Source organism: Hyphomicrobium denitrificans 1NES1, assembly GCF_000230975.2.
Taxonomy (GTDB): Bacteria; Pseudomonadota; Alphaproteobacteria; order Rhizobiales; family Hyphomicrobiaceae; genus Hyphomicrobium_B; species Hyphomicrobium_B denitrificans_A.
Genome location: NC_021172.1, coordinates 153,227 through 172,382 on the forward strand (window position 1 = coordinate 153,227; position 19,156 = coordinate 172,382).

The following is a 19,156-nucleotide window of genomic DNA, read 5'->3' on the forward strand; positions in this document are numbered from 1 at the left end:
GTTGTGTTATCGTCTCTCATCCGACAGCCGAGCCTCGAGAGGGTGTTCCACGCGATTGACCTCAGGCAAAAACGTCCGGCTGCTGCTTCCAATCATCCCAGGTGGTCACGGGATCGTTGGGGAACTTCTTCAAGACGCGCTTCTCCCCGCTCGCCTTCAGTTGCGCGTTGGCATCCCAGGCGCTTTGGCCCAATTTTGAAACCGCCTGATAGATCAGCTGCCTCTTGACATAGCCGACGCCGCAGTCGGTCATGTCGCCCCATAAGATGGTATCGTCTTCGCTGCGTGATCGACTCTGATCCCAATAGATCCAGTCGTGGATGATCGCGGCGTGCATGTAGGGGCCGTCGTTCGGCAGCCAGCTCCAGAGATACCAGGGGATGCTCGCGAGGTCGGAGACGAAGCCTGCCGGCACGTCGATCGGCGCGTAGGACTGGTTGTCTCCGGCATTGGGCCGCCAACCGATCGGATCGCGCAGCAGGAACCACATGGCGTTACCGCCAAAACGACTGACGGTCGCCGATCCGACCGCCATTTCGAGATGCATGCCGCCCTTCGTGCGCGGGATCTTGATGGATTGCCCAGGTTCCGGAAACGCCATTGCTCCCCCACTGCCGCTGCTCGGCGCGCTGTCGCGAGTGCAATGGTTCGAACTGCCCGCGAAAATGGAACTTCCATTTCTTATCCACGCTTGCACGGCCATATTGGGCGGGCAGCAGGATTATGACAATACGTCAAACTCGCGGTCGCTGCCTTTCCGAATCTCCCAACGAACAAAGTGTTCGAACCGGCCTTGGGGCTAATTCGGGCGAACGGCTTCATTTTATTCTTTTGCACATAGGGTCCGCAACAAAGCTAGCATTGAACTCTTCTGGTGGTGGCATAGATCCAGCGCCTCAACAGAGGCGCGACAACCCGGGCGTTCGTATCCTTCATGTTTTTTATGCCCGATAATTGAGTTACATCAATGAAGGGGTGAAGAGGGTTCTCAAACATTAACTGGGGTTGGCTTAAAGTATTGCGTCATGCTTACGGAGTCGAAGGCGCTGGCGCTTGGGTTGGCAGCGTTATTGTCGAATTGGAACGGTTCCGGCCATGGCCAACGTTATTTCGTCTGAACGGAGATATCGCGCAGAATTGGTTCGACTTCGTACGGATGCGCATCGAAAAAGATAGCAGGAAATGCGGCCGATTATTTCGCGGAGTTTACAACGATCAACCGAAACTTCTTGTCGGCGCCGCCGAGTGCTTCGGCGGTGAGTGGCGCATCTACGTGAATAAGTTGAAGCTCGGGCTTCAGGCAAAGGGATCAATTCATGTTTACTGAAACTATTGCGCCTGCTGACTCCATGATGACGGAATGGCTTCCGCGGCCACGGATGGTGGGAGGCAAGCCGTTATTCGAGGCGCTTCGGGGACGCCGCTCGGTACGCGAGTTCGAGAATCGGGAGCTTGTGCGCCAGCAGCTCTCAGACTTGCTCTGGGCTGCCAACGGTATGAACCGACCCGACGGCCATCGCACTGCGCCTTCGGCGCGCAACTGGCAGGAGATCGATATCTATCTCGCGACGAAGCACGGAACGTATCTCTACGATGCGGAGGCGCATGCCTTGCGGCTTGTGCTGGCGGACGACATTCGTGCGGCGACGGGACTCCAGGATTTCGTCGCCACTGCGCCGCTGAACCTCATCTATGTCGCCGACATTTCGCGCACGGACTCCGAGGATCGCACCGAGCGACGTTTCTACACTGCGCTTGACGCGGGGTTCATCGCCCAGAACGTCTATCTCTTCTGCGCTTCCGAAGGGCTCGCGGCGGTGGTCCGTGGCTTGCTCGACCGTAAGCGGCTTGCAACGCTGATGCGGCTGCGGCCCGAGCAGCGTGTGTTGGTCGCGCAGTCCGTCGGCTATCCGAAGGCGTAAAGAATCTGACAAGCGGTAAAATCCTACGGTTGCATCATACGCGAGGAGACCTTAGGCGTGCAGGCCCCGCACCCCAGAGGTGCGGGGCTCATAATTTTGAACGTTCGGTATCTCTCGCTTGCTATGGTGGGATTCTTCGGAAGGAACAGCCTGGCTGAGACGAAGAACGAGTGGGATATTGACGAGTCATTGCGGCTCCGCGATTAGATTGGAGCGAAGCTTTTTGCGTAGGCAAACTTCTTTCTCGGCCGCATACCAACATGAATGGTGATAAGTTAGATTCCGAATGTTGAGTGCTTCGCTGCTTCAACGGCGATCGCGTTAGGACCAACCGTAGTCATGGAGTGATGCCATGCATGATGCGCGGATCGAACTCCTACAGCAAATGCCTGTGTTTGGCGGAATTCGTGCGGAAGTGCTCCAATTTCTGCTCGACTTGTGTCCGATCGTATCTGTCGCTGCTAACGATTTCTTCTTCCGTGAGAGCGACAAAGGCGACTCGATGTTCGTCTTGGAAATTGGCAAGGCCAACGTATGGAAGTCTTGGCGCGGACAGGATTACTTGCTCCGAACGCTCAATGAAGGCGACTGCTTTGGCGAGATGGCGGTGATGGACCACTGTCCACGCAGTGCGTCTGTTCGCGCAGTCGAGAACTGTGTTGCAATACATATTTCAGCCGCGCACCTCTATGGAATTTACACGCACGACCTCAAGCAGTTCGCGCTAATCCAGATGAACATGGGTCGTGAAGTTTGCCGTCGGCTTCGGGAAGCAGATAACATGCTGTTCGACGTGAAGCTGAAAACGCCCAATGGAAAGATGGACCACGTTTTTCTAGCGAATTAGCGGTCTGCCTTACTTGCCAAAACTCTGCAGGCGCTCGGTCCGACTCGCTGCGCAGCGATGACCGACATTGCCTCGCATCCTTTGGACAACATTGGAAAAGACGCCTCGACCTCAATGAACAAGGAAGCATCCGAGTTTTATGAAAACGCGGATGATTTCCATCCTTATGACACTATTGGCGCTTGCGAACCCAAAGCATCCCTATCCTTGAGAGGAAGGCACGCTTTTGAAATTTGTGTTCCAACTGCTGACGCGTGGACAGGTTATGTCATTGGCGTTTGGAAATTGAGTACGCCCGAGATCAATCGCCGCCGACCGGGAAAACGACTAAACATCAGCAAGCATCGTTAGCGGCGGCTGTTTACGCAAGACTCCTGTGCGCGCGTCAGCCAAACCCGCCAGAATGCCTGGCTCTAAATGCTTTTGCTCGAGACGCGTGGCTGGCGTGCCTGCCTAAAGATCCTCGCGCATCTTTTTCGCGGCTTCGACCATGTTCTTCAGCGCCGGCAGCACCTCGTCCCATTTTCGGGTTTTGAGGCCGCAATCTGGATTGATCCAGATCTGGTCCGGAGCAAGCCGTTCGCGCGCCTTGGCTATAAGATTGCTCATTTCGCCGACGCACGGGCATCTTGGCGAATGAATATCGTAAACGCCGGGTCCGATCTCGTTTGGATACTTGAACTCCGAAAAGCCATCGAGCAGTTCCATCTGCGAGCGTGACGTCTCGATCGAGATAACGTCGGCATCGAGCGCGGCAATGGCCTGCATGATATCGTTGAACTCGCCGTAGCACATGTGCGTATGGATCTGTGTCAGATCCGAAGCTCCGCCTGCTGAAATACGGAAACATTGGACGGCCCAGTCGAGATAAGCCTGCCAATCCGTGTGCCGAAGCGGCAAACCTTCGCGCAGTGCCGGCTCGTCGATCTGGATGATACCGATGCCAGCTTTCTCAAGATCGACAACCTCGTCGCGAATTGCCAACGCAATCTGCCGACACGTCACCGACCCCGGCTGATCATCGCGCACGAACGACCATTGCAGGATCGTTACCGGTCCGGTGAGCATGCCTTTGACAGGCTTATCCGTGAGAGACTGCGCGTAAGCCGACCAACGCACCGTCATCGGCTTCGGGCGAGACACATCGCCGAAAATGATCGGCGGCTTCACGTAGCGGGTCCCGTAGGATTGAACCCAGCCGTTCTGCGTAAATGCGAACCCCGAAAGCTGTTCGCCGAAATATTCGACCATGTCGTTGCGTTCGAACTCGCCATGAACGAGCACGTCGATGCCGAGGTTCTCCTGGATGCGTACGGCATTCTCGATCTCTTTCATGAGAAAAGCATCGTACGTGGCATCGTCGAGATCGCCGCGGCGATGGCCAGCGCGCGTTTTGCGGACCTCCTCGGTTTGCGGGAAAGAACCAATCGTCGTCGTCGGGAATTTCGGCAAAGCGAACCGCTTGCGCTGCTTGGCTTGACGCTCGGCAAAGGAGCCGGAGCGGTTGGCGTCGCCCGGAGTAATCGCCGCCATGCAAGCAGCGACCTTCTCATCGTGAACCCTTGCCGAGCTGGCTCGTGATTGTACCGCAGCTGCACTTGCCGCAAAGGCTTCCAGCGTTGCTTGTTTTCCCTCATTAGCGGCCCGGGTCAACGCCTGGATCTCGATCAGCTTCTGCTTTGAGAAAGCCAGCCACGACTTCAGCTCGTCATCAAGCTTCGTTTCGCCGTCAAGATCAACGGGCGTGTGCAAGAGCGAGCACGACGGCGCAATCTGAAGATTGTCGGGTCCGCGCGCTGCAAGTGCCTTTTCGATCAAGCCGGATGCGGCATTGAGATCGGTGCGCCAAATGTTGCGACCATCGACCACGCCGAGCGACAGAATCCGCGACTTCGGCCAGACCGATAGCACGGAAACGAGCTGCGCCGGAGCGCGGACGAGATCGACGTGCAGTCCGTCTATCGGGAGCGACGCAACAAACGAAAGATTGTCGTCGAGCCTCTCGAAGTAGGTGGCAATGAGGATCTTGAGGCCGCTCTGGGATAGGGCAGTATAAGCCGTCCGCATGGCATCACGCTGTGCGTCGCTCAAATCCAAGCCGAGGATCGGTTCATCGATTTGCACCCAATCCGCGCCCGCCTCAGAGAGCGCCGTGAGCACGTCGGCATAGACCGGCAGCAGGCGATCGAGGAGCGAAAGCGGATCGAGGTCCGGACTTTTCGCTTTTCCGAGCGAAAGATATGTCACGGGTCCAACAAGGACCGGTCGCGTATGAATGCCGAGCGCCTTGGCTTCCTTGAACTCATCGATCACCTTACGGGATGCAAGCCGGAATTGCTGACCCTCGTAGAATTCCGGAACGATGTAGTGGTAATTGGTGTCGAACCACTTCGTCATTTCCATCGCAGGCGCCGCCGCCGATCCGCGTGCCATTGCGAAATAAGTATCGAGGTCCACGCTGCCCGACGTTGCGGCCGTTTCTGCGACATCGGCCATCATGGCGTGGGCGTTGGGCGTGCGGGCCGATGGCGAAAGTCGATCCCGATTGTTCCCGTTGGCTCGATAGCGCGGGGGAATCGCGCCAAGCATCGCCGTTGTGTCAAGAACCTGATCGTAGAATGAGAAATCGTTCGAAGGGATCACCTCGATTCCGACATCGCGCTGCAGACGCCAATGGCGTTCGCGAAGTTTGGCACCGATTTTGCGAAGCGCAAGATAGTCGATCTCGCCTTTCCAGTACGCCTCGGTCGCTTTTTTCAGTTCGCGCTTGAGTCCTATGCGCGGAAAGCCAAGGTTTGCAGATTGAAGCATGATGGTCCTGCCTTTCAATATTCCAAATTAATTAGGCGGCGTCCTGCGTTGCGATCGGGAAGGGGTGGCCGTTTTTATCGATGGCGACCATCTGCGAAGCGCAGAACGCGCTGCGCGTTGCTTGGCAATATGATCGCAAAATATGGTGCGGCAAACGGCTGGGAAGGCAATCGTGGTCTTCGGTGCCGTACGTGACACTGCATCTCTCGTGACACTAGACATTCTCGTAAAAGCATTTGTGTTCAACGCGCGACCGGACATTGAGCGCAGCCAATGTGATTATAGGGCTAACCTGAGGAAGTAGGTTAAAAGAGATTTGGCGCGCGGTGCTTGCGGGAGCCGCGTTCGATCCGCTCGTTCTCGAGGTCACGCGAACGGCGAACCGTCGGCCCGTTTCGAAAGGTGAAGCAACTCGCCCTCATGAGCATCCTCGTCATCGGCAACGCAGTTTTAGACCGGTCCTTCCTTGTTGATCGGCTACCCTATCCGGGCGAGACGATGATCGCGCGCGATAGCCGTGTCGACTGCGGTGGCAAGGGCTTGAATCAGGCGGTCGCCGCTGCCCGAGCCGGTGCAACGGTTACTCTGCACGCGATGGTGGGAGATGACGAACCGGGACGTAAGATATTGGCCGCTTTGCGGGAAGAGCAGATGGTGCTCCCTGCGAATCCTATTCGCTCCGGCCCAACGGATGAGGCCACTGTGCTATTGCTGCCCGGAGGTGAGAATTCGATTATCTGCTCGGCACATGCCACGGCGCACATTGATTTGCAATCGGGTCTCACTGCCCTTGAGCACTTTGGCTCAGACGATTGGCTCATTAGCCAAGGGAATACCGACCGCGCGACGACCGAGGATACTTTACTCTGCGCGCGAAGACGTAACGTCCGCACTATTGTGAATCCTTCACCCCCGCTCTTCGACTACACGGGGCTATGGCCAATGATTGATATCCTCATCCTCAATGCCGGAGAAGCCCGCACACTTGGGGGTCATGATGACTTCGATTTGGCAGCAGCACGAATGTTGGGGTTCGGGTGCCACAAGATCATAATTACTTTGGGACCAGATGGCGCGCGGATATATGGCTCGGACCAACAGCGGCACTGCTCTGTCGCTGCGCCTGAGATGAAGATCGCTGATACGACCGGAGCTGGAGACACGTGTTGTGGCGTCATGGCCGCGGGACTTGACGCCGGCCTGGATCTCGAGAGCGCCGTTGCGTGGGGTGTTCGCTGTGCGACCTTAAAGGCCACTCGCTGGGGTAGCCTGTCGGCGCTTCCCTCGCGCGAAGAGATTGACCGGCTACGTTAAGATGACGCGGAAAAGCCTTGGCGCAGCGCACCGCCGGGAGGTGTGAGAAGGTTACTCTCATCAACCAGGCGCAGGCCGACGACGGCGCGGATGCTCCAAGCCTGTCCGAACTGCGTTTCAGTCAAGACAGTCGAAGCCGTGCCATCCGTCAGGGCTTCGCGCCAGCTCCGCTCGTCGATCATCGCGTCGAGCGGGCTGCACGCTTGGACAGTGGGTTCAATCGGAACGATGACGTTAGCGGTCATGACGTGGGCGTCGCGCGTACATACAGGACGCTCGCCGACCGCATCCGCCGGAACCGTCGTGCTCTATGGGTTAGGGCTGATTGCGGGCTTGGACCGCCGCCGGCGTTTATCCGCAGTGGACGCTCGTGCTGTTGCCGCTATCCGGCCGTCGCTTGGATCGCAGCGTTCGGCGGCTTCGCGGTTCTTTACGGCTGCACGCTCGTTTTGCCGAGACTGGATTAGAAGCGTTGCTGACTCACCCATTGTTCCAAACGAGGCACCTTCAGAAATAGGGATCACGATAGTTGAATCGAACGATTGCCAATACGCGTTCGGCTCTTTTGCTTTTGCATTTCGCGCTGCTTTTGGATTTCGCGTACAGTGAGCTTTGGTAAACCGATGAAGTCCTCGCGAGTTCCATAAAAATTACCTCACGGGAACATTCGAAAATGTAATTGGGAAATCATCCTCCATGAGCGTAACGCGCAACATCAGGCAAGACGCGGCACGTTCAAGGAGTATACAAATGCGGAAAAGCGCATTCCTATTCGGCGTCAGTCTTGCGGTCTTGTCTGTAAGCCCCGCATCTGCAAACGAAAGCGTCTTCAAGGAGACGGAAAATCCCAGCAATTGGGCCATGCAGCAAGGAGACTATAGCAACCACCGCTATTCGAAGCTCGACCAGATCAACACGAAGAATGTCGGTTCATTACGCACGGAATGGACCTTTTCGACCGGCGTTCTCAGAGGTCATGAAGGCTCGCCTCTCGTCATCGGCAACCTGATGTACGTGCACACGCCCTTCCCCAATATCGTTTACGCACTCGACCTCGACAACAACGAGAAGATCGTCTGGAAATACACGCCAAAGCAAGATCCGTCGGTCATCCCTGTCATGTGCTGCGACACCGTCAACCGCGGGGTGCAATACGCCGATGGTACGATCTTCCTTTACCAGGCTGACACGACACTCGTGGCGCTTGATGCCAAGACGGGAAAGGAAAAGTGGAAAGTCGTCAACGGCGATCCGAAGAAGGGAGAGACCGGCACGAGCGCTCCTCTCATCGTCAAAGACAAGGTCATCGTCGGCATCTCCGGCGCTGAGTACGGCATCCGCGGACGCCTCACCGCCTACAATATTTCGGATGGCAAGCTTGCCTGGCGGGCGTGGTCGACCGGATCCGACAAAGACATATTGGTTGATCCCGAGCACACAATGTTTCTCGGCAAGCCGGTTGGAAAAGACAGCTCACTTTCGACATGGAACGGCGACCAATGGAAGATCGGCGGCGGATCGACATGGGGATGGTATTCCTACGATCCCAAGTTGAACCTGATCTATTACGGCACCGCCAATCCAGGAACGTGGAACCCCGTACAGCGTGCCGGCCCCGATGGAAAACCCATCGATCAAAAGTGGACGATGACGATTTTTGCCCGCAACCCCGATACCGGCGTAGCGGCGTGGGCTTACCAGATGACGCCCTTCGACGAATGGGATTACGACGGCATCAATGAGATGATCTTGGCCGACGATATGACAATCAACGGCGAGAAACACAATGTCCTGGTCCATTTCGATCGCAACGGCTTCGCCTATACCCTCGATCGCAAGACAGGTATTCCTCTCGTCGCTGACAAATACGATCCGGTGGTGAATTGGGCGACAGCGATCAATCTCGATCCAAAAAGCGCCGAATATGGCCGACCGGAGCGCGTGGCAGCGAAGTCGACCTTCAAGAATGGGCAAGACAACAACACCAAAGACGTCTGTCCAGCAGCCCTCGGATCGAAAGACGAGCAACCTGCGTCCTATTCACCGCAGACTAAGCTCTTCTATGTTCCGACCAACCACGTTTGCATGGATTACGAGCCGTTCAAGGTCTCCTACACGGCCGGCCAGCCCTATGTCGGCGCGACGCTATCCATGTACCCGCCGAAGGGCGAGCAAGGCCACATGGGCAACTTCATTGCGTGGGACGCAAGCAAGGGCAAGATCGTCTGGTCGAAACCCGAAGAGTTCTCGGTGTGGTCGGGCGCGCTGACGACTGCTGGTGGCATCGTGTGCTATGGAACGCTCGAAGGATACTTCAAATGCCTCGACCAGAAGGATGGCAAGGAACTGTATAAATACAAAACGCCATCGGGTATCATCGGGAACGTCTTTACGTACGAGCACAACGGCAAACAATACATCGGCGTGTATTCGGGCGTCGGCGGTTGGGCGGGTATCGGCCTTGCTGCGGGCTTGACGAATCCGACAGACGGCCTCGGCGCTGTCGGAGGCTATGCCTCGCTGGCGAATTACACGAACCTTGGCGGTTCCCTGACTGTATGGGCGCTTCCCTAAATGCCAGTCTATCAAGGGCGCGGCTTCGTCCGCGCCCTTCTCACCTATGCTGCAGGAAGTGCCAAAACCTGCACTCTATCGGCGCAACTCATACAGGAGACCTGACGGTCTTCCGCCACCCCTTGGCGATCAGCGGCGTCACGCGGCCGTAGTCAGTCAACCACGGCCTGCTTGTCGTTGAGGAGAGCCTCGCCACTATCGCCGTTCGCGGCGACCGCCTCGGGAAAAATGTGTTTCAACTCCTGCGCGATGAAGCCGATGAGATTTAACCATCGGGAAGAACTCCCACTGTTCACCGATATCGGGAAAATATCCCGAGTTACAAAGGAATAAATTCCCGAATGACGTAGCACTGGAGCAACGCGCAGGCCCGAATGCGATCGTCCCTCTCCATTCAAGTGCCGGAAAGATTGACCTGCAATTGCAACGAATTATTCCTGCTTACTGGGGATGCAGGAGTCGCCAGGGAGTGTTGCCAACGCAACACTCTTGAAAGCGGCCCGCAAGCAGGGGGTAAAATTGATGGCTGGACGGATCCTTGCGGCAGCATGGGGGCTCACCCTTGCTTTCGCAGTCGTTGGACCAGCCTCCGCGCTAGCGCAAGAATCAGGCGGGGCGACGACAGCGCAACCGCCGGCCGCACCGAACGCGCCTTCACCTAACACACCGAGCGAGCAGACCGCTCCTACGCAGGCACCTTCTACGGAAACGCCAAATCAGCAATCGACGACACCGGGAACAGAAAATCCGAGCACGGTACTCCCAGAAGTGCAGGTGATCCAGCAACAGCAGAAAGCGAAGCCGAAACCCGTCAAGCAGGCTGTGAAACCTAAGAAGGCCCCAACGCCTGTCGCAGCAGCGCCAGCGCCCCCGCCAAGTCCAGCCGCCATCGAAGCGGCTCAGCCGTCCGAGATAAAGATGTCCCCTGTTGCGGGGAGCGAAATTCCGCTCGCAAAAGTTCCAATTGGCGTGAGCAGTGTGACCGCGGCAGACGTCCAGCGCACCGGCGATGTGACCGTGCAGAATGTACTGGAAACGCGCGTTCCCGGCATCATCGTAAATGATATGCAGGGCAACGAATTCCAAACGGAAGTACAGTATCGCGGATTTTCGTCGTCACCCGTCAACGGCGTGCCGCAAGGTCTGGCCGTCTATCAAAACGGCGTGCGCATCAACGAGGCGTTCGGCGACATCGTCAATTGGGATTTCCTGCCGTCGAACGCAATCTCCAATATGACGGTGATGAGCAGCAACCCGGTGTTCGGCCTGAATGCCATCGGCGGCGCGATCAGCATCGATATGAGGGACGGGTTCAACTTCCACGGCGCTGAATTTGACGTTCGCGGCGGTTCGTTCGGGCGCATCCAAGGTTCGGGAGCTATCGGGGCGCAAAGCGGCAACTGGGCCATGTTCATCGCGGCCGAGGACATCAACGACGACGGCTGGCGCCAGTTTTCGCCTGCTGAAATTCACCGCATGTACGCCGACCTTGGGTTCAAGAATCGCGATGCCGAGTTTCACGTCAATTTCACTGGCGCGGATAATTTCGTCGGCGCTGTAACGGCTGCGCCCGTTCAGTTGCTCGATGAAGGTTGGAACCGCGTCTATACCAATCCGCAGACCACCCAGAATGACATGGAGATGGTCTCGATCAATGGGTCCGTGAAGGCGACGAATACGCTGACGTTCTCCGGCGTTACGTATTACCGGCATTTCCAGCAGGCCCATCTCGACGGTAACATTTTGGAGGTGGAGGACTGCGGCGATGGCAACCTTTGTCTTGATGGCGACCCGCTGACGACCTCCGGAGGCGCCGAGATACCATCGTCCGTTGGCGGCGGCGCTCCGCTCGGATCGCTCGACCGGATATCCCAAAATACCGACAGTTTCGGCGGGTCGCTGCAGGCCGTCGAACGAGCAAAGCTTTTCGACCACAACAACCAGTTCCTGCTTGGCGGCAGCATCGATCACGGTCACGTCATCTATGGAGCAAACAGTGCCCTTGGTGCAATCGGACCGAATTTCACCATTTCGCCGCTCGGCATCCCCCTGACGGGGCCGGCGGATATCTCACCACGCAGTTTGACGACGACCAACGATTATTACGGCCTCTATTTCACCGATACCTTCGACGTCAACGATCGCCTCAGTCTGACCGTCGGCGGACGCTACAACTTCGCAAGAGTGACGTTGGAAGACAAAACCGGCGAGGATCCGTTCTTGAACGGATCGCACACCTATCAGCGCTTCAACCCGATGGGTGGCGCAACGTATGAACTGGCAAAAGGCCTGACCTTCTATACGAGCTACGCCGAGGCGAACCGCGCACCGACGCCAGCCGAACTTGCGTGCGCCGATCCTGACAATCCTTGCATCATTGAGAGCTTCCTCACTGGCGACCCTCCGCTGAAACAGGTGGTGTCGCGCACCGGTGAAGTGGGATTTCGCGGCGAATCTCTAAACGCGCTGACGAATGAAAAGATCAACTGGAGCTTCGGACTCTTCAGGACGCTCAATCAAGACGATATCATTAGCGTTGCTTCCCCGACATCCGGACGCGGCTTCTTCCAGAATGCCGGCGATACCCTGCGCCAGGGTATCGAAGCGTCCATCAGCTACCAAACGCAGCGTTTGTTCCTTTATGCAAATTACGCCTTCATCGATCCGACGTTTCAATCGTCGCTCGAGCTTGCATCGCCGAACAATCCGTCACCCGACGTCGTGCCCTGCGCTGGCGATCCGACCGAGAAATGCATCAACGTTCGGCCGGGTGACAGGCTTCCAGGCGTGCCTCGACACCGCTTCAAGGCCGGATTCGATTATTGGCTGACGCCGAAATGGAAGTTCGGCTCCGATCTCATCGCTTCAAGTGACCAAGTTTTCTTCGGTGATGAAGCAAACCTGAACAAACCTCTTGCCGGCTACGCGCAGGTGAACCTTCACACCTCATACGACATCACCGATCACATCCAAATCTACGGATTGATCAACAACCTCTTCGACAACCGCTATGGGACCTTCGGAAACTATTTCAACACCGCGGAAGGCACCGAAGCCTCCCTCGGTACGATCGATTTCATCGAAGGCACCGAAGCCTCCCTCGGTACGATCGATTTCACCGACGCGCGGACCATCGTTCCTTCCATGCCGTTCGCCGCGTATGGTGGCATGAAGTTCAAGTTCTAAGCTAAGTCTTGGCATGTACGGGAAGCAGCCAAACGATAATGCGGCGTTGGTCTATTGGCCGGGGTGAGGTAAGCTCGGTTGGCAGCGGCGTTTGATACGTTCGTGCGCGGCCCTGCTTGGTCTGGGCGTCGCTTGTGAATTTGTCGATAGCTTCTCACCTGATATGTCGTCGCGGCGCTCTCCCAGGCAATCGGGCAAACTCCAGTAACTGACTGCAATTTCTTACTCATGTCGCCAAGGCTGACCGAAGTGGCGAGGGCGCTGACGATTCAGACCTGCGCACCGAATGCGACACTCCTTGATTGGGAACACCTGAGCTTCAGTGATTTGCGTCAAGGCGCCGCGTTCCTAGCTCGGACTTACTGGCGAAATCCGTCAACCATTTGGGAGACGCTGATGTCGAAGCTATCGTGCGCATTGGCCATTGCAACTACCATCGTTGCTACCCCTTTCCTCTCATTTGCCCAAGACGCCGATCTCACCGCGCTCGGAGAGCAGACGTACTTTACATACTGCGCCGCGTGTCACAGCGTTGAAAACAGACCGCCGCTGTTCGCGGAGTCCCTGAAAGAAGAGATCCCCGACCTTACCGGAATTGCCAAACGAAACGGAGGGCACTTTCCGGACCAGGACGTGGCCGAAACCATCCGCAACGGCGGCATCAGTGGGCATGGTACGATGCGCCTGCTCTCCTGGGAAAAGTATTTCCGCAAGGAACTTTCCGAAAAGGAAGCGGAACAGCTCGTCTTGGCCTTGACCGCTTATCTCAGGACGCATCAAGAAAAATAACTGACGTATCTCCGCCTTTATTCCTTGGTGCAAACTGCGTGCACCATGCGGAGAGGCCGCCGCTCAGCGCATCGCAAAAAGTTCCTGATGAAACCGCTCGTGAACCGGGAACCGTTTCTGGGCGAAATCCCGCCGCAGGGCTTCGCCGAACCTCGACGGACCGCAAAACCAGATGCTCGCTTCCGGCCAGTCCGGAATTTCGGCGCGAATACGCTCGCCATTGAGAAGCCCATGGCGCGCGTCGACAAGGAAATGCAGGCGCACGCCGGCGGCCTCCGCATCCGCTCTGAGCTTGCGCTCCGCCACCTCATCGTAATCGGCCGTAGGATGAAAAAGGTCGATCTTTTGGGGCGGAAGCGCTTGGTCATTCTTGCGAAGCTGCGCGAGGTATTTCATTCGGGCAATGAATGGGGTGATGCCGATGCCGGCACCGATCCAGATTTGATGCGGACAGGTGTCGTTGAAGGTGAAGCATCCATAAGGTCCTTCAATCCTGACCTCTTGTCCTACGACAAGCTTGTCCCTGAGCCGGCGGGTATGATCGCCTAGCTCCTTCACAATGAAATTGATGCGGCGGTTAGTTGCGCTCCATGCGGAGGCGATGGTGTAGGGGTGTGCGCCCTCGCTTGGGTCTGACGTGGCGAAAGCGAATTGACCGGGTTGATGGCCGGGCCATCCGGAGGGAACATCGATCCCGGCTTCGAGAACCCTAACACCAGGATAATAATCAAGAGACGCGATGCGGCCCAGGACGCGCCGGTGAATGCCCACGCGACCCAGGAGGACGTTAACGGCGGCCCATACGCCACCGGCCATCAACACCGCCGTGACGATGCCGATGGGAGACGACCAGTAGAAGAACCTGGTGAGCACGATGGAGTGGAAGACCAGCACGAGATAGGCGGCGGCGAGCAGCTTGTGGGTTTGATAGAAGAAGCGGTAAGGAATGCGCTGGATGAGAGCAATGGCAATGAGCAGGACGGCCACGTAGAAAGCCCATTCGCCGCCTTGCTCGGCACTATGGCGGAGACTCGACAGGGTCTGCTCGACCTGACTTGCTGCGTGTGGCCTCGGTCCGCGCGCTGGACGTTCGAGAAGCCCGAGGCTTACAGCCCACCTCGGCCCGTTGGCCCACAACCAGTGCAAGACGGCCATAACCAGAGCGCCGATGCCCAACCACTTGTGCAGACGGTACATCTTGTCCAAGCCGCCGAACCACGGCTCGGGCCATCGTGGGCGAAGCGCGAGCACCATGGCGAGGCTCATGCAGCCAATGGCGAGAATGCCCGTGTATTGCATCATCACCGAGCGGAAAGCGAAGAAATTGTCCGGTGCGAATGCCCGGGGCTCGGCGACAAACCACAACGCAGTCAGCGCTGCCAAGAAGATCCAGAAAGAGTATTTGATTACACGCATGCTTCAGCAACTTTAATACATCAGTCTGCGAGGCGCTCTACTTGTCGGTGCCGACTAATCCCTTGGTTCGATGAACTCGCCATTGAACCGTGAGCGGAATTTCTCCGCTTGGTTATAATCGGAAAACATGTAGACGATATAATCTATGTCATTGCGTTTTACTGAATAGTGTATGTCGCAAATTTTGAACCCCTTACAGAAGTCCATAATGACGAGCCAATTGGTCCCCTGGCAAATCTTCGCAGGGATCGCGATATGGTACGGCCACCTTCTATTCTCTTCGGCCATTCTCGGCTCTCGTTTAAACTAGGCCTGATCCAAAGCGTGGGGCGGACGCTCGGGTACGCTTCGGGGCTTTTGCCTGTCTTGGCTCGGCGTGTCCGACAGCGGCGGCCAATTCATCGGAAGACGATCGCGCCGGTGGCAGTAAACGCGGGTGTGGATGTTGTGGCAGTGCCGATAGTTGCGTGCGTCCGCGAGGTGGATCAGCTCTTCAAAAGCTGCGCCTTTCGCCGGAGGGTCCGTGATTGAAGCTCCGGTTTGTCCGAAAGCACTTCCGCCAGCGCTCAGACTCGCGATCGCGGCCAATAATGGTAGTATAGTAATGCTGCGCATCTTCGATGCTCCTCAAATGTTAGAGCTTGTGTCTCTAGGTTTGTCCTTGAATGGCCGAGCGGCTTTCGGTTTTGGATTGGTTGGACTGGCTGGGATGAACCGGCGGTACCACTGTGTCCGCGCATCCGAAAAGTTGAGCGCCCATACCGCCAGGGCCCAAACACTCCCCACAAACAGGAGCGGCCCTGCGAAGGTCAGAATGGTTTCAGTGAGCAGATCGAGACTCATTGGCATGTCTCCCGATCGAGGGGATTCGTGCGGGTTGGTTTCAACGGCTGCAGCCGGCCAAAACGCTCAACGGGTTCGATCCAGAAAGTGAGGTGAGGAACCGGGACTTTTTGCGCGACGATTTGCAAAAGACGCTCTGCTTCGGCCCGCTCAATGACTGCGGTTATGAGGTTCTTCTTGACGCGCCCCCGCACACGTTCGTTCACCGTGGCGCCTGCGAATCCAAAGCCATGGCCTTCCGCATCCCATGTCGTGAAGCCTGGAATGGGCGGATCCAACGAAAGCATCAGTTCGATGATGCGGTCGGCGCTGTCGGGAGGACAGACGAGCGTGAGCTTACAAAGGAATTTGTCCATGCGAGTTGTCCGGTTGGGTTCGTGGGCCGTTCTCCGGCTATTCCGAAACGGCGAAACAGAATCGGCAGCAGGATAAGTGTCAGCGCGGTTGAGGTCGCGAGACCGCCAATGACAACGATGGCGAGCGGCTTCTGGATTTCGGAGCCCGGGCCATTGGCGAACAGCAGAGGGACGAGCCCGAACGCGGCGATGCTGGCGGTCATCAGCACTGGCCGAAGCCGCCGAAGCGCTCCCTCAAATACGGCCTCGGCAACGCTTGCGCCTACGGCCAGCAACTCGTTGAAGTGGCTGACGAGCACCAGTCCATTCAGCACGGCTATGCCGAGAAGCGCGATGAAACCGACCGAAGCGGGAACCGAGAGGTATTCGCCAGAAACCCAAAGCGCGAGAACACCCCCAACAAGAGCGAACGGTACGTTGACAAGAATAAGAAGCGCCTGCCGGATCGAGCGCAGCACGGCGAAGAGGACGCCAAAGATCAGGCCAAGTGCAATCGGTACGACGATTGCGAGACGGGCGGCGGCGCGACGCTGGTTTTCGAACTGGCCGCCCCAAACAAGGTAGTAACCTTGGGGCAGCGGCACCTGAGCGGCAGCGGCACGTTGGGCCTCCTCGACAAACCCCACCAGATCGCGGCCGGTAACGTAGGCCTGCACGATGGCAAAACGCGACGCATTCTCGCGATCAATCTTGACCGGGCCCGCGACGCGCTCAAGCTTTGCAACATCGCCGACGCGAACTAGGCCTCCATCACCTGCCGCGAGCTGAGTCGCAGCAAAAATCGCAGGCGCCTCACGAACGTTCTGTGCGCCGCGTAGAATGATGTTGGTTCTGCGACCCGGCTCCGCGACGATGCCTGCGGTGGAGCCCTCAAGAGTTGAGCGAAGCTCATCCTGAAGCCTTGTTGCCGAAAGGCCTGTGCGGCCTGCGGCGAGACGATCGACATTGATTTGAAGATAGTCGACGGTATCGTTGGCGACGGTCGAAACTTCCGCGGCGCCCGCCACCTTGCTCAGCGTCTCCTGAATTTTTCCCGCAAGATTCGAAAGCGTTTTGATGTCTGGTCCGAAAATCTTGACGGCGAGGTCACCGCGGGCCCCGGTCAGCATTTCGTTGGTCCGCATCTCGATTGGTTGTGTAAACGCAAACTCATAGCCTGGCAGATCTGCCATTGCCGCGCGAAGCTGTTCCATAAGCCACGCCTTATCCGGGACGCGCCACTCGTGCTTCGGCTTTAGGACCATGAACGTGTCGGTCTCGTTGAGACCCATGGGGTCGAGCCCCAATTCGTCTGAACCGACACGCGCTACGATGCGCTCGATTTCCGGCACCTTTTCCTTAAGTGTGCGCTGGATTTGAAGGTCGCCTTCGATGCTCGCCTGCAAATTGATCGAAGGATGCTTGGTGATCTGCATAATCACAGCCCCTTCATCCATCGTCGGCATAAACGATTTTCCGATTGCGCTATAAGCGACACCCATGAGACCGATGCCCATGACAGCGACCAGATAAACCGGCAGCGGGAAGGCAAGGCAGACTTTGAGCAGTGCGCGATAGCCCCGATTGAGAAACCGCATCAGCAGCGGTTCCGAATGCGGACTGACGTTGAGCATCAGCGAGGCAAAAACGGGGATCAGGGTGAGCGACAAAATCAGTGAGCTACTCAAGGCGAAGATGATCGTAAGTGAGACCGGGCCGAACAGCTTGCCTTCGAGGCCCTGCAGTGACAGCAACGGCAGAAATACGAGACAGATGATCAGAATACCGGCTGCGACAGGTACTGCGACCTCGCTCGCAGCCTGATAGACGGTGTGCAGCTTTGGTACCGCTGCGGATCCTTGATTGTGCTGAAGCCGTTCGACCGTGTTCTCGACAACGACAACCGCTGCATCGACGATGAGGCCGATAGCAATCGCCAGTCCGCCGAGGCTCATCAGGTTCGCCGACATGCCGAAAAGATGCATCATGACGAACGTCATGAGAGCGGCGAGCGGCAACGTAACAGCGACGACGAGCGCTGCGCGCAAGTTTCCTAGGAAGGCCACCAGCAAGAGCACCACGAGAACCGTGGCCTCAAGCAGTGCTTTTTTTACCGTGCCGACCGCACTGGCGATGAGATCGGAGCGATCATAGAAAACGTCGATCCGCACCCCTTGCGGTAAACTGGCCTTTAGATCCTCGAGCCGCTGTCGAACGGATTTGACGATGGCGCTGGCGTCGGCGCCGCGCAACGACAAGACCAAGCCTTCAACGGTTTCGCCCTTTCCATCCTTGGTAACAGCGCCGTATCGAGTCAGACTCCCGATCTCAATCTTCGCGACATCGCCAAGACGCAACACTCGCGAGCCATCCCGTTTAAGGACAATCTGCGCGAGGTCTTTGGGAGTCTCGATAGCTCCGTGAGCGCGCACGACGAGCGCCTTTTCGCCTTCGTGCAATCTCCCTGCACCGTCGTTGCGATTATTCGACTCGATGGCGGCGGCAAGATCCGGAATGCCGAGGCCGGCGGACGCAAGCTCGGCTTGGTTGGGTATGATTTCGAACGTCCGAACCATGCCGCCGAGGGCATTGACGTCGGCAACGCCGGGAATGGTACGAAGCGCCGGACGTATCGTCCAATCAAGCAGGCTGCGGCGCTGTTCGAGCGTCAAGTCGCCGCCCTCGATTGTGAACATGAAGACGTCTGAAAGCGGTGTGGAGACCGGCGCAAGGCCGCCTGTGACGTCCTTGGGCAGATCGGCGCGCACACCAGCCAGGCGTTCCGCAACTTGCTGACGCGCCCAGTAGATGTCGGTTCCATCGGCAAAATCGAGAGTGATATCGGCAATCGCGTATTTTGCCGCCGACCGCAGGACCGTTTGCCCCGGGATGCCGAGTAGCTCCATCTCGATCGGGGTAATGATCCTTGTCTCCACCTCCTCCGGCGTCATGCCCGGGGCTTTCAGGATCATCTTCACCTGAACGGGCGAGATGTTCGGAAATGCGTCGATTGGAATTGTCCGGAAAGCATAGAAACCGCCAGCCGCAACAAGGCAGGACATCGCCAGCATAAAGATCCGCTGCGTGAGGGAGAACTCGATGAGACGGCGCAACATTCG

General features: G+C 57.2%; 14 protein-coding genes. 8 read left to right on the plus strand and 6 right to left on the minus strand.

Translation table 11 applies throughout. From position 1 onward, the window contains the following. Positions 1-61: 61 nt before the first annotated feature. Positions 62-601, minus strand: coding sequence for a DUF1353 domain-containing protein (locus tag HYPDE_RS00680; RefSeq protein WP_015596384.1), 540 nt, complete (start codon positions 599-601; stop codon positions 62-64). A 715-nt stretch (positions 602-1,316) separates the two neighbouring features. Between HYPDE_RS00680 and HYPDE_RS00690 the strand changes: the two genes are divergently transcribed. The 3 genes from HYPDE_RS00690 to HYPDE_RS18995 all read left to right on the plus strand — a co-directional run bounded on the left by HYPDE_RS00690 (position 1,317) and on the right by HYPDE_RS18995 (position 3,120). Continuing rightward, a complete protein-coding gene (locus tag HYPDE_RS00690) occupies positions 1,317-1,922 on the plus strand; it encodes a SagB/ThcOx family dehydrogenase (RefSeq protein ID WP_041319696.1) in 606 nt (201 codons plus the stop codon). 352 nt (positions 1,923-2,274) lie between these two features. Further along, positions 2,275-2,769, plus strand: coding sequence for a Crp/Fnr family transcriptional regulator (locus HYPDE_RS00695; RefSeq protein ID WP_015596387.1), 495 nt, complete (start codon positions 2,275-2,277; stop codon positions 2,767-2,769). 57 nt (positions 2,770-2,826) lie between these two features. Further along, positions 2,827-3,120 carry a hypothetical protein gene (locus HYPDE_RS18995; RefSeq protein ID WP_015596388.1) on the plus strand — a complete coding sequence of 98 codons (294 nt, stop codon included), beginning with the start codon at positions 2,827-2,829 and terminating at the stop codon, positions 3,118-3,120. A 102-nt stretch (positions 3,121-3,222) separates the two neighbouring features. On the opposite strand, the gene metE is transcribed toward HYPDE_RS18995, so the two are convergent. Then, entirely contained in the window at positions 3,223-5,580 is a 2,358-nt protein-coding gene (metE, locus tag HYPDE_RS00700; protein ID WP_041319698.1) for a 5-methyltetrahydropteroyltriglutamate--homocysteine S-methyltransferase, read from the minus strand. Positions 5,581-6,000: 420 nt separating this feature from the next. On the opposite strand from metE, the gene HYPDE_RS00705 reads away from it, so the two are divergent. Beyond that, positions 6,001-6,894 (plus strand): PfkB family carbohydrate kinase, encoded by an 894-nt coding sequence (locus HYPDE_RS00705; RefSeq protein WP_144061135.1) that lies wholly within the window; start codon positions 6,001-6,003, stop codon positions 6,892-6,894. Here HYPDE_RS00705 and HYPDE_RS19495 read toward each other — a convergent pair. Beyond that, entirely contained in the window at positions 6,891-7,139 is a 249-nt protein-coding gene (locus HYPDE_RS19495; protein WP_015596391.1) for a hypothetical protein, read from the minus strand. The two genes, HYPDE_RS00705 and HYPDE_RS19495, sit on opposite strands and share 4 nt — an antisense overlap. Here HYPDE_RS19495 and HYPDE_RS18575 point away from each other — a divergent pair. From HYPDE_RS18575 to HYPDE_RS18340, 4 genes are all read left to right on the plus strand, one after another. Then, positions 7,105-7,503 (plus strand): NnrS family protein, encoded by a 399-nt coding sequence (locus HYPDE_RS18575; RefSeq protein WP_244437851.1) that lies wholly within the window; start codon positions 7,105-7,107, stop codon positions 7,501-7,503. The two genes, HYPDE_RS19495 and HYPDE_RS18575, sit on opposite strands and share 35 nt — an antisense overlap. A gap of 141 nt (positions 7,504-7,644) precedes the next feature. Next, on the plus strand, positions 7,645-9,468 hold the full coding sequence (locus tag HYPDE_RS00715; RefSeq protein ID WP_015596393.1) for a methanol/ethanol family PQQ-dependent dehydrogenase: 1,824 nt from the start codon (positions 7,645-7,647) through the stop codon (positions 9,466-9,468). Between the two features lie 522 nt (positions 9,469-9,990). Next, on the plus strand, positions 9,991-12,654 hold the full coding sequence (locus HYPDE_RS00720; protein WP_051112031.1) for a TonB-dependent receptor: 2,664 nt from the start codon (positions 9,991-9,993) through the stop codon (positions 12,652-12,654). Positions 12,655-12,882: 228 nt separating this feature from the next. Then, positions 12,883-13,443, plus strand: coding sequence for a c-type cytochrome (locus HYPDE_RS18340; protein WP_015596395.1), 561 nt, complete (start codon positions 12,883-12,885; stop codon positions 13,441-13,443). Between the two features lie 63 nt (positions 13,444-13,506). On the opposite strand, the gene HYPDE_RS00730 is transcribed toward HYPDE_RS18340, so the two are convergent. The 3 genes from HYPDE_RS00730 to HYPDE_RS00750 all read right to left on the minus strand — a co-directional run bounded on the left by HYPDE_RS00730 (position 13,507) and on the right by HYPDE_RS00750 (position 19,153). Next, positions 13,507-14,859 (minus strand): ferredoxin reductase family protein, encoded by a 1,353-nt coding sequence (locus HYPDE_RS00730; protein WP_041319702.1) that lies wholly within the window; start codon positions 14,857-14,859, stop codon positions 13,507-13,509. A gap of 839 nt (positions 14,860-15,698) precedes the next feature. Then, positions 15,699-16,058: a DUF3240 family protein gene (locus tag HYPDE_RS00745; RefSeq protein ID WP_081625061.1), complete on the minus strand. Its 360-nt coding sequence runs from the start codon at positions 16,056-16,058 to the stop codon at positions 15,699-15,701. Then, positions 15,989-19,153: an efflux RND transporter permease subunit gene (locus HYPDE_RS00750; RefSeq protein WP_015596401.1), complete on the minus strand. Its 3,165-nt coding sequence runs from the start codon at positions 19,151-19,153 to the stop codon at positions 15,989-15,991. The genes HYPDE_RS00745 and HYPDE_RS00750 overlap by 70 nt, the downstream gene beginning before the upstream one ends. Between the last annotated feature and the right edge of the window lie 3 nt (positions 19,154-19,156).

Excerpts from the sequence above, each read along its gene's own strand:
- HYPDE_RS00680 (WP_015596384.1), bottom strand. The coding sequence starts at position 601 with ATGGCGTTTCCGGAACCTGGGCAATCCATCAAGATCCCGCGCACGAAG.
- HYPDE_RS00690 (WP_041319696.1), top strand. The coding sequence starts at position 1,317 with ATGTTTACTGAAACTATTGCGCCTGCTGACTCCATGATGACGGAATGG.
- HYPDE_RS00695 (WP_015596387.1), top strand. The coding sequence starts at position 2,275 with ATGCATGATGCGCGGATCGAACTCCTACAGCAAATGCCTGTGTTTGGC.
- HYPDE_RS18995 (WP_015596388.1), top strand. The coding sequence starts at position 2,827 with ATGACCGACATTGCCTCGCATCCTTTGGACAACATTGGAAAAGACGCC.
- metE (WP_041319698.1), bottom strand. The coding sequence starts at position 5,580 with ATGCTTCAATCTGCAAACCTTGGCTTTCCGCGCATAGGACTCAAGCGC.
- HYPDE_RS00705 (WP_144061135.1), top strand. The coding sequence starts at position 6,001 with ATGAGCATCCTCGTCATCGGCAACGCAGTTTTAGACCGGTCCTTCCTT.
- HYPDE_RS19495 (WP_015596391.1), bottom strand. The coding sequence starts at position 7,139 with ATGACCGCTAACGTCATCGTTCCGATTGAACCCACTGTCCAAGCGTGC.
- HYPDE_RS00715 (WP_015596393.1), top strand. The coding sequence starts at position 7,645 with ATGCGGAAAAGCGCATTCCTATTCGGCGTCAGTCTTGCGGTCTTGTCT.
- HYPDE_RS00720 (WP_051112031.1), top strand. The coding sequence starts at position 9,991 with ATGGCTGGACGGATCCTTGCGGCAGCATGGGGGCTCACCCTTGCTTTC.
- HYPDE_RS18340 (WP_015596395.1), top strand. The coding sequence starts at position 12,883 with ATGTCGCCAAGGCTGACCGAAGTGGCGAGGGCGCTGACGATTCAGACC.
- HYPDE_RS00730 (WP_041319702.1), bottom strand. The coding sequence starts at position 14,859 with ATGCGTGTAATCAAATACTCTTTCTGGATCTTCTTGGCAGCGCTGACT.
- HYPDE_RS00745 (WP_081625061.1), bottom strand. The coding sequence starts at position 16,058 with ATGGACAAATTCCTTTGTAAGCTCACGCTCGTCTGTCCTCCCGACAGC.
- HYPDE_RS00750 (WP_015596401.1), bottom strand. The coding sequence starts at position 19,153 with ATGTTGCGCCGTCTCATCGAGTTCTCCCTCACGCAGCGGATCTTTATG.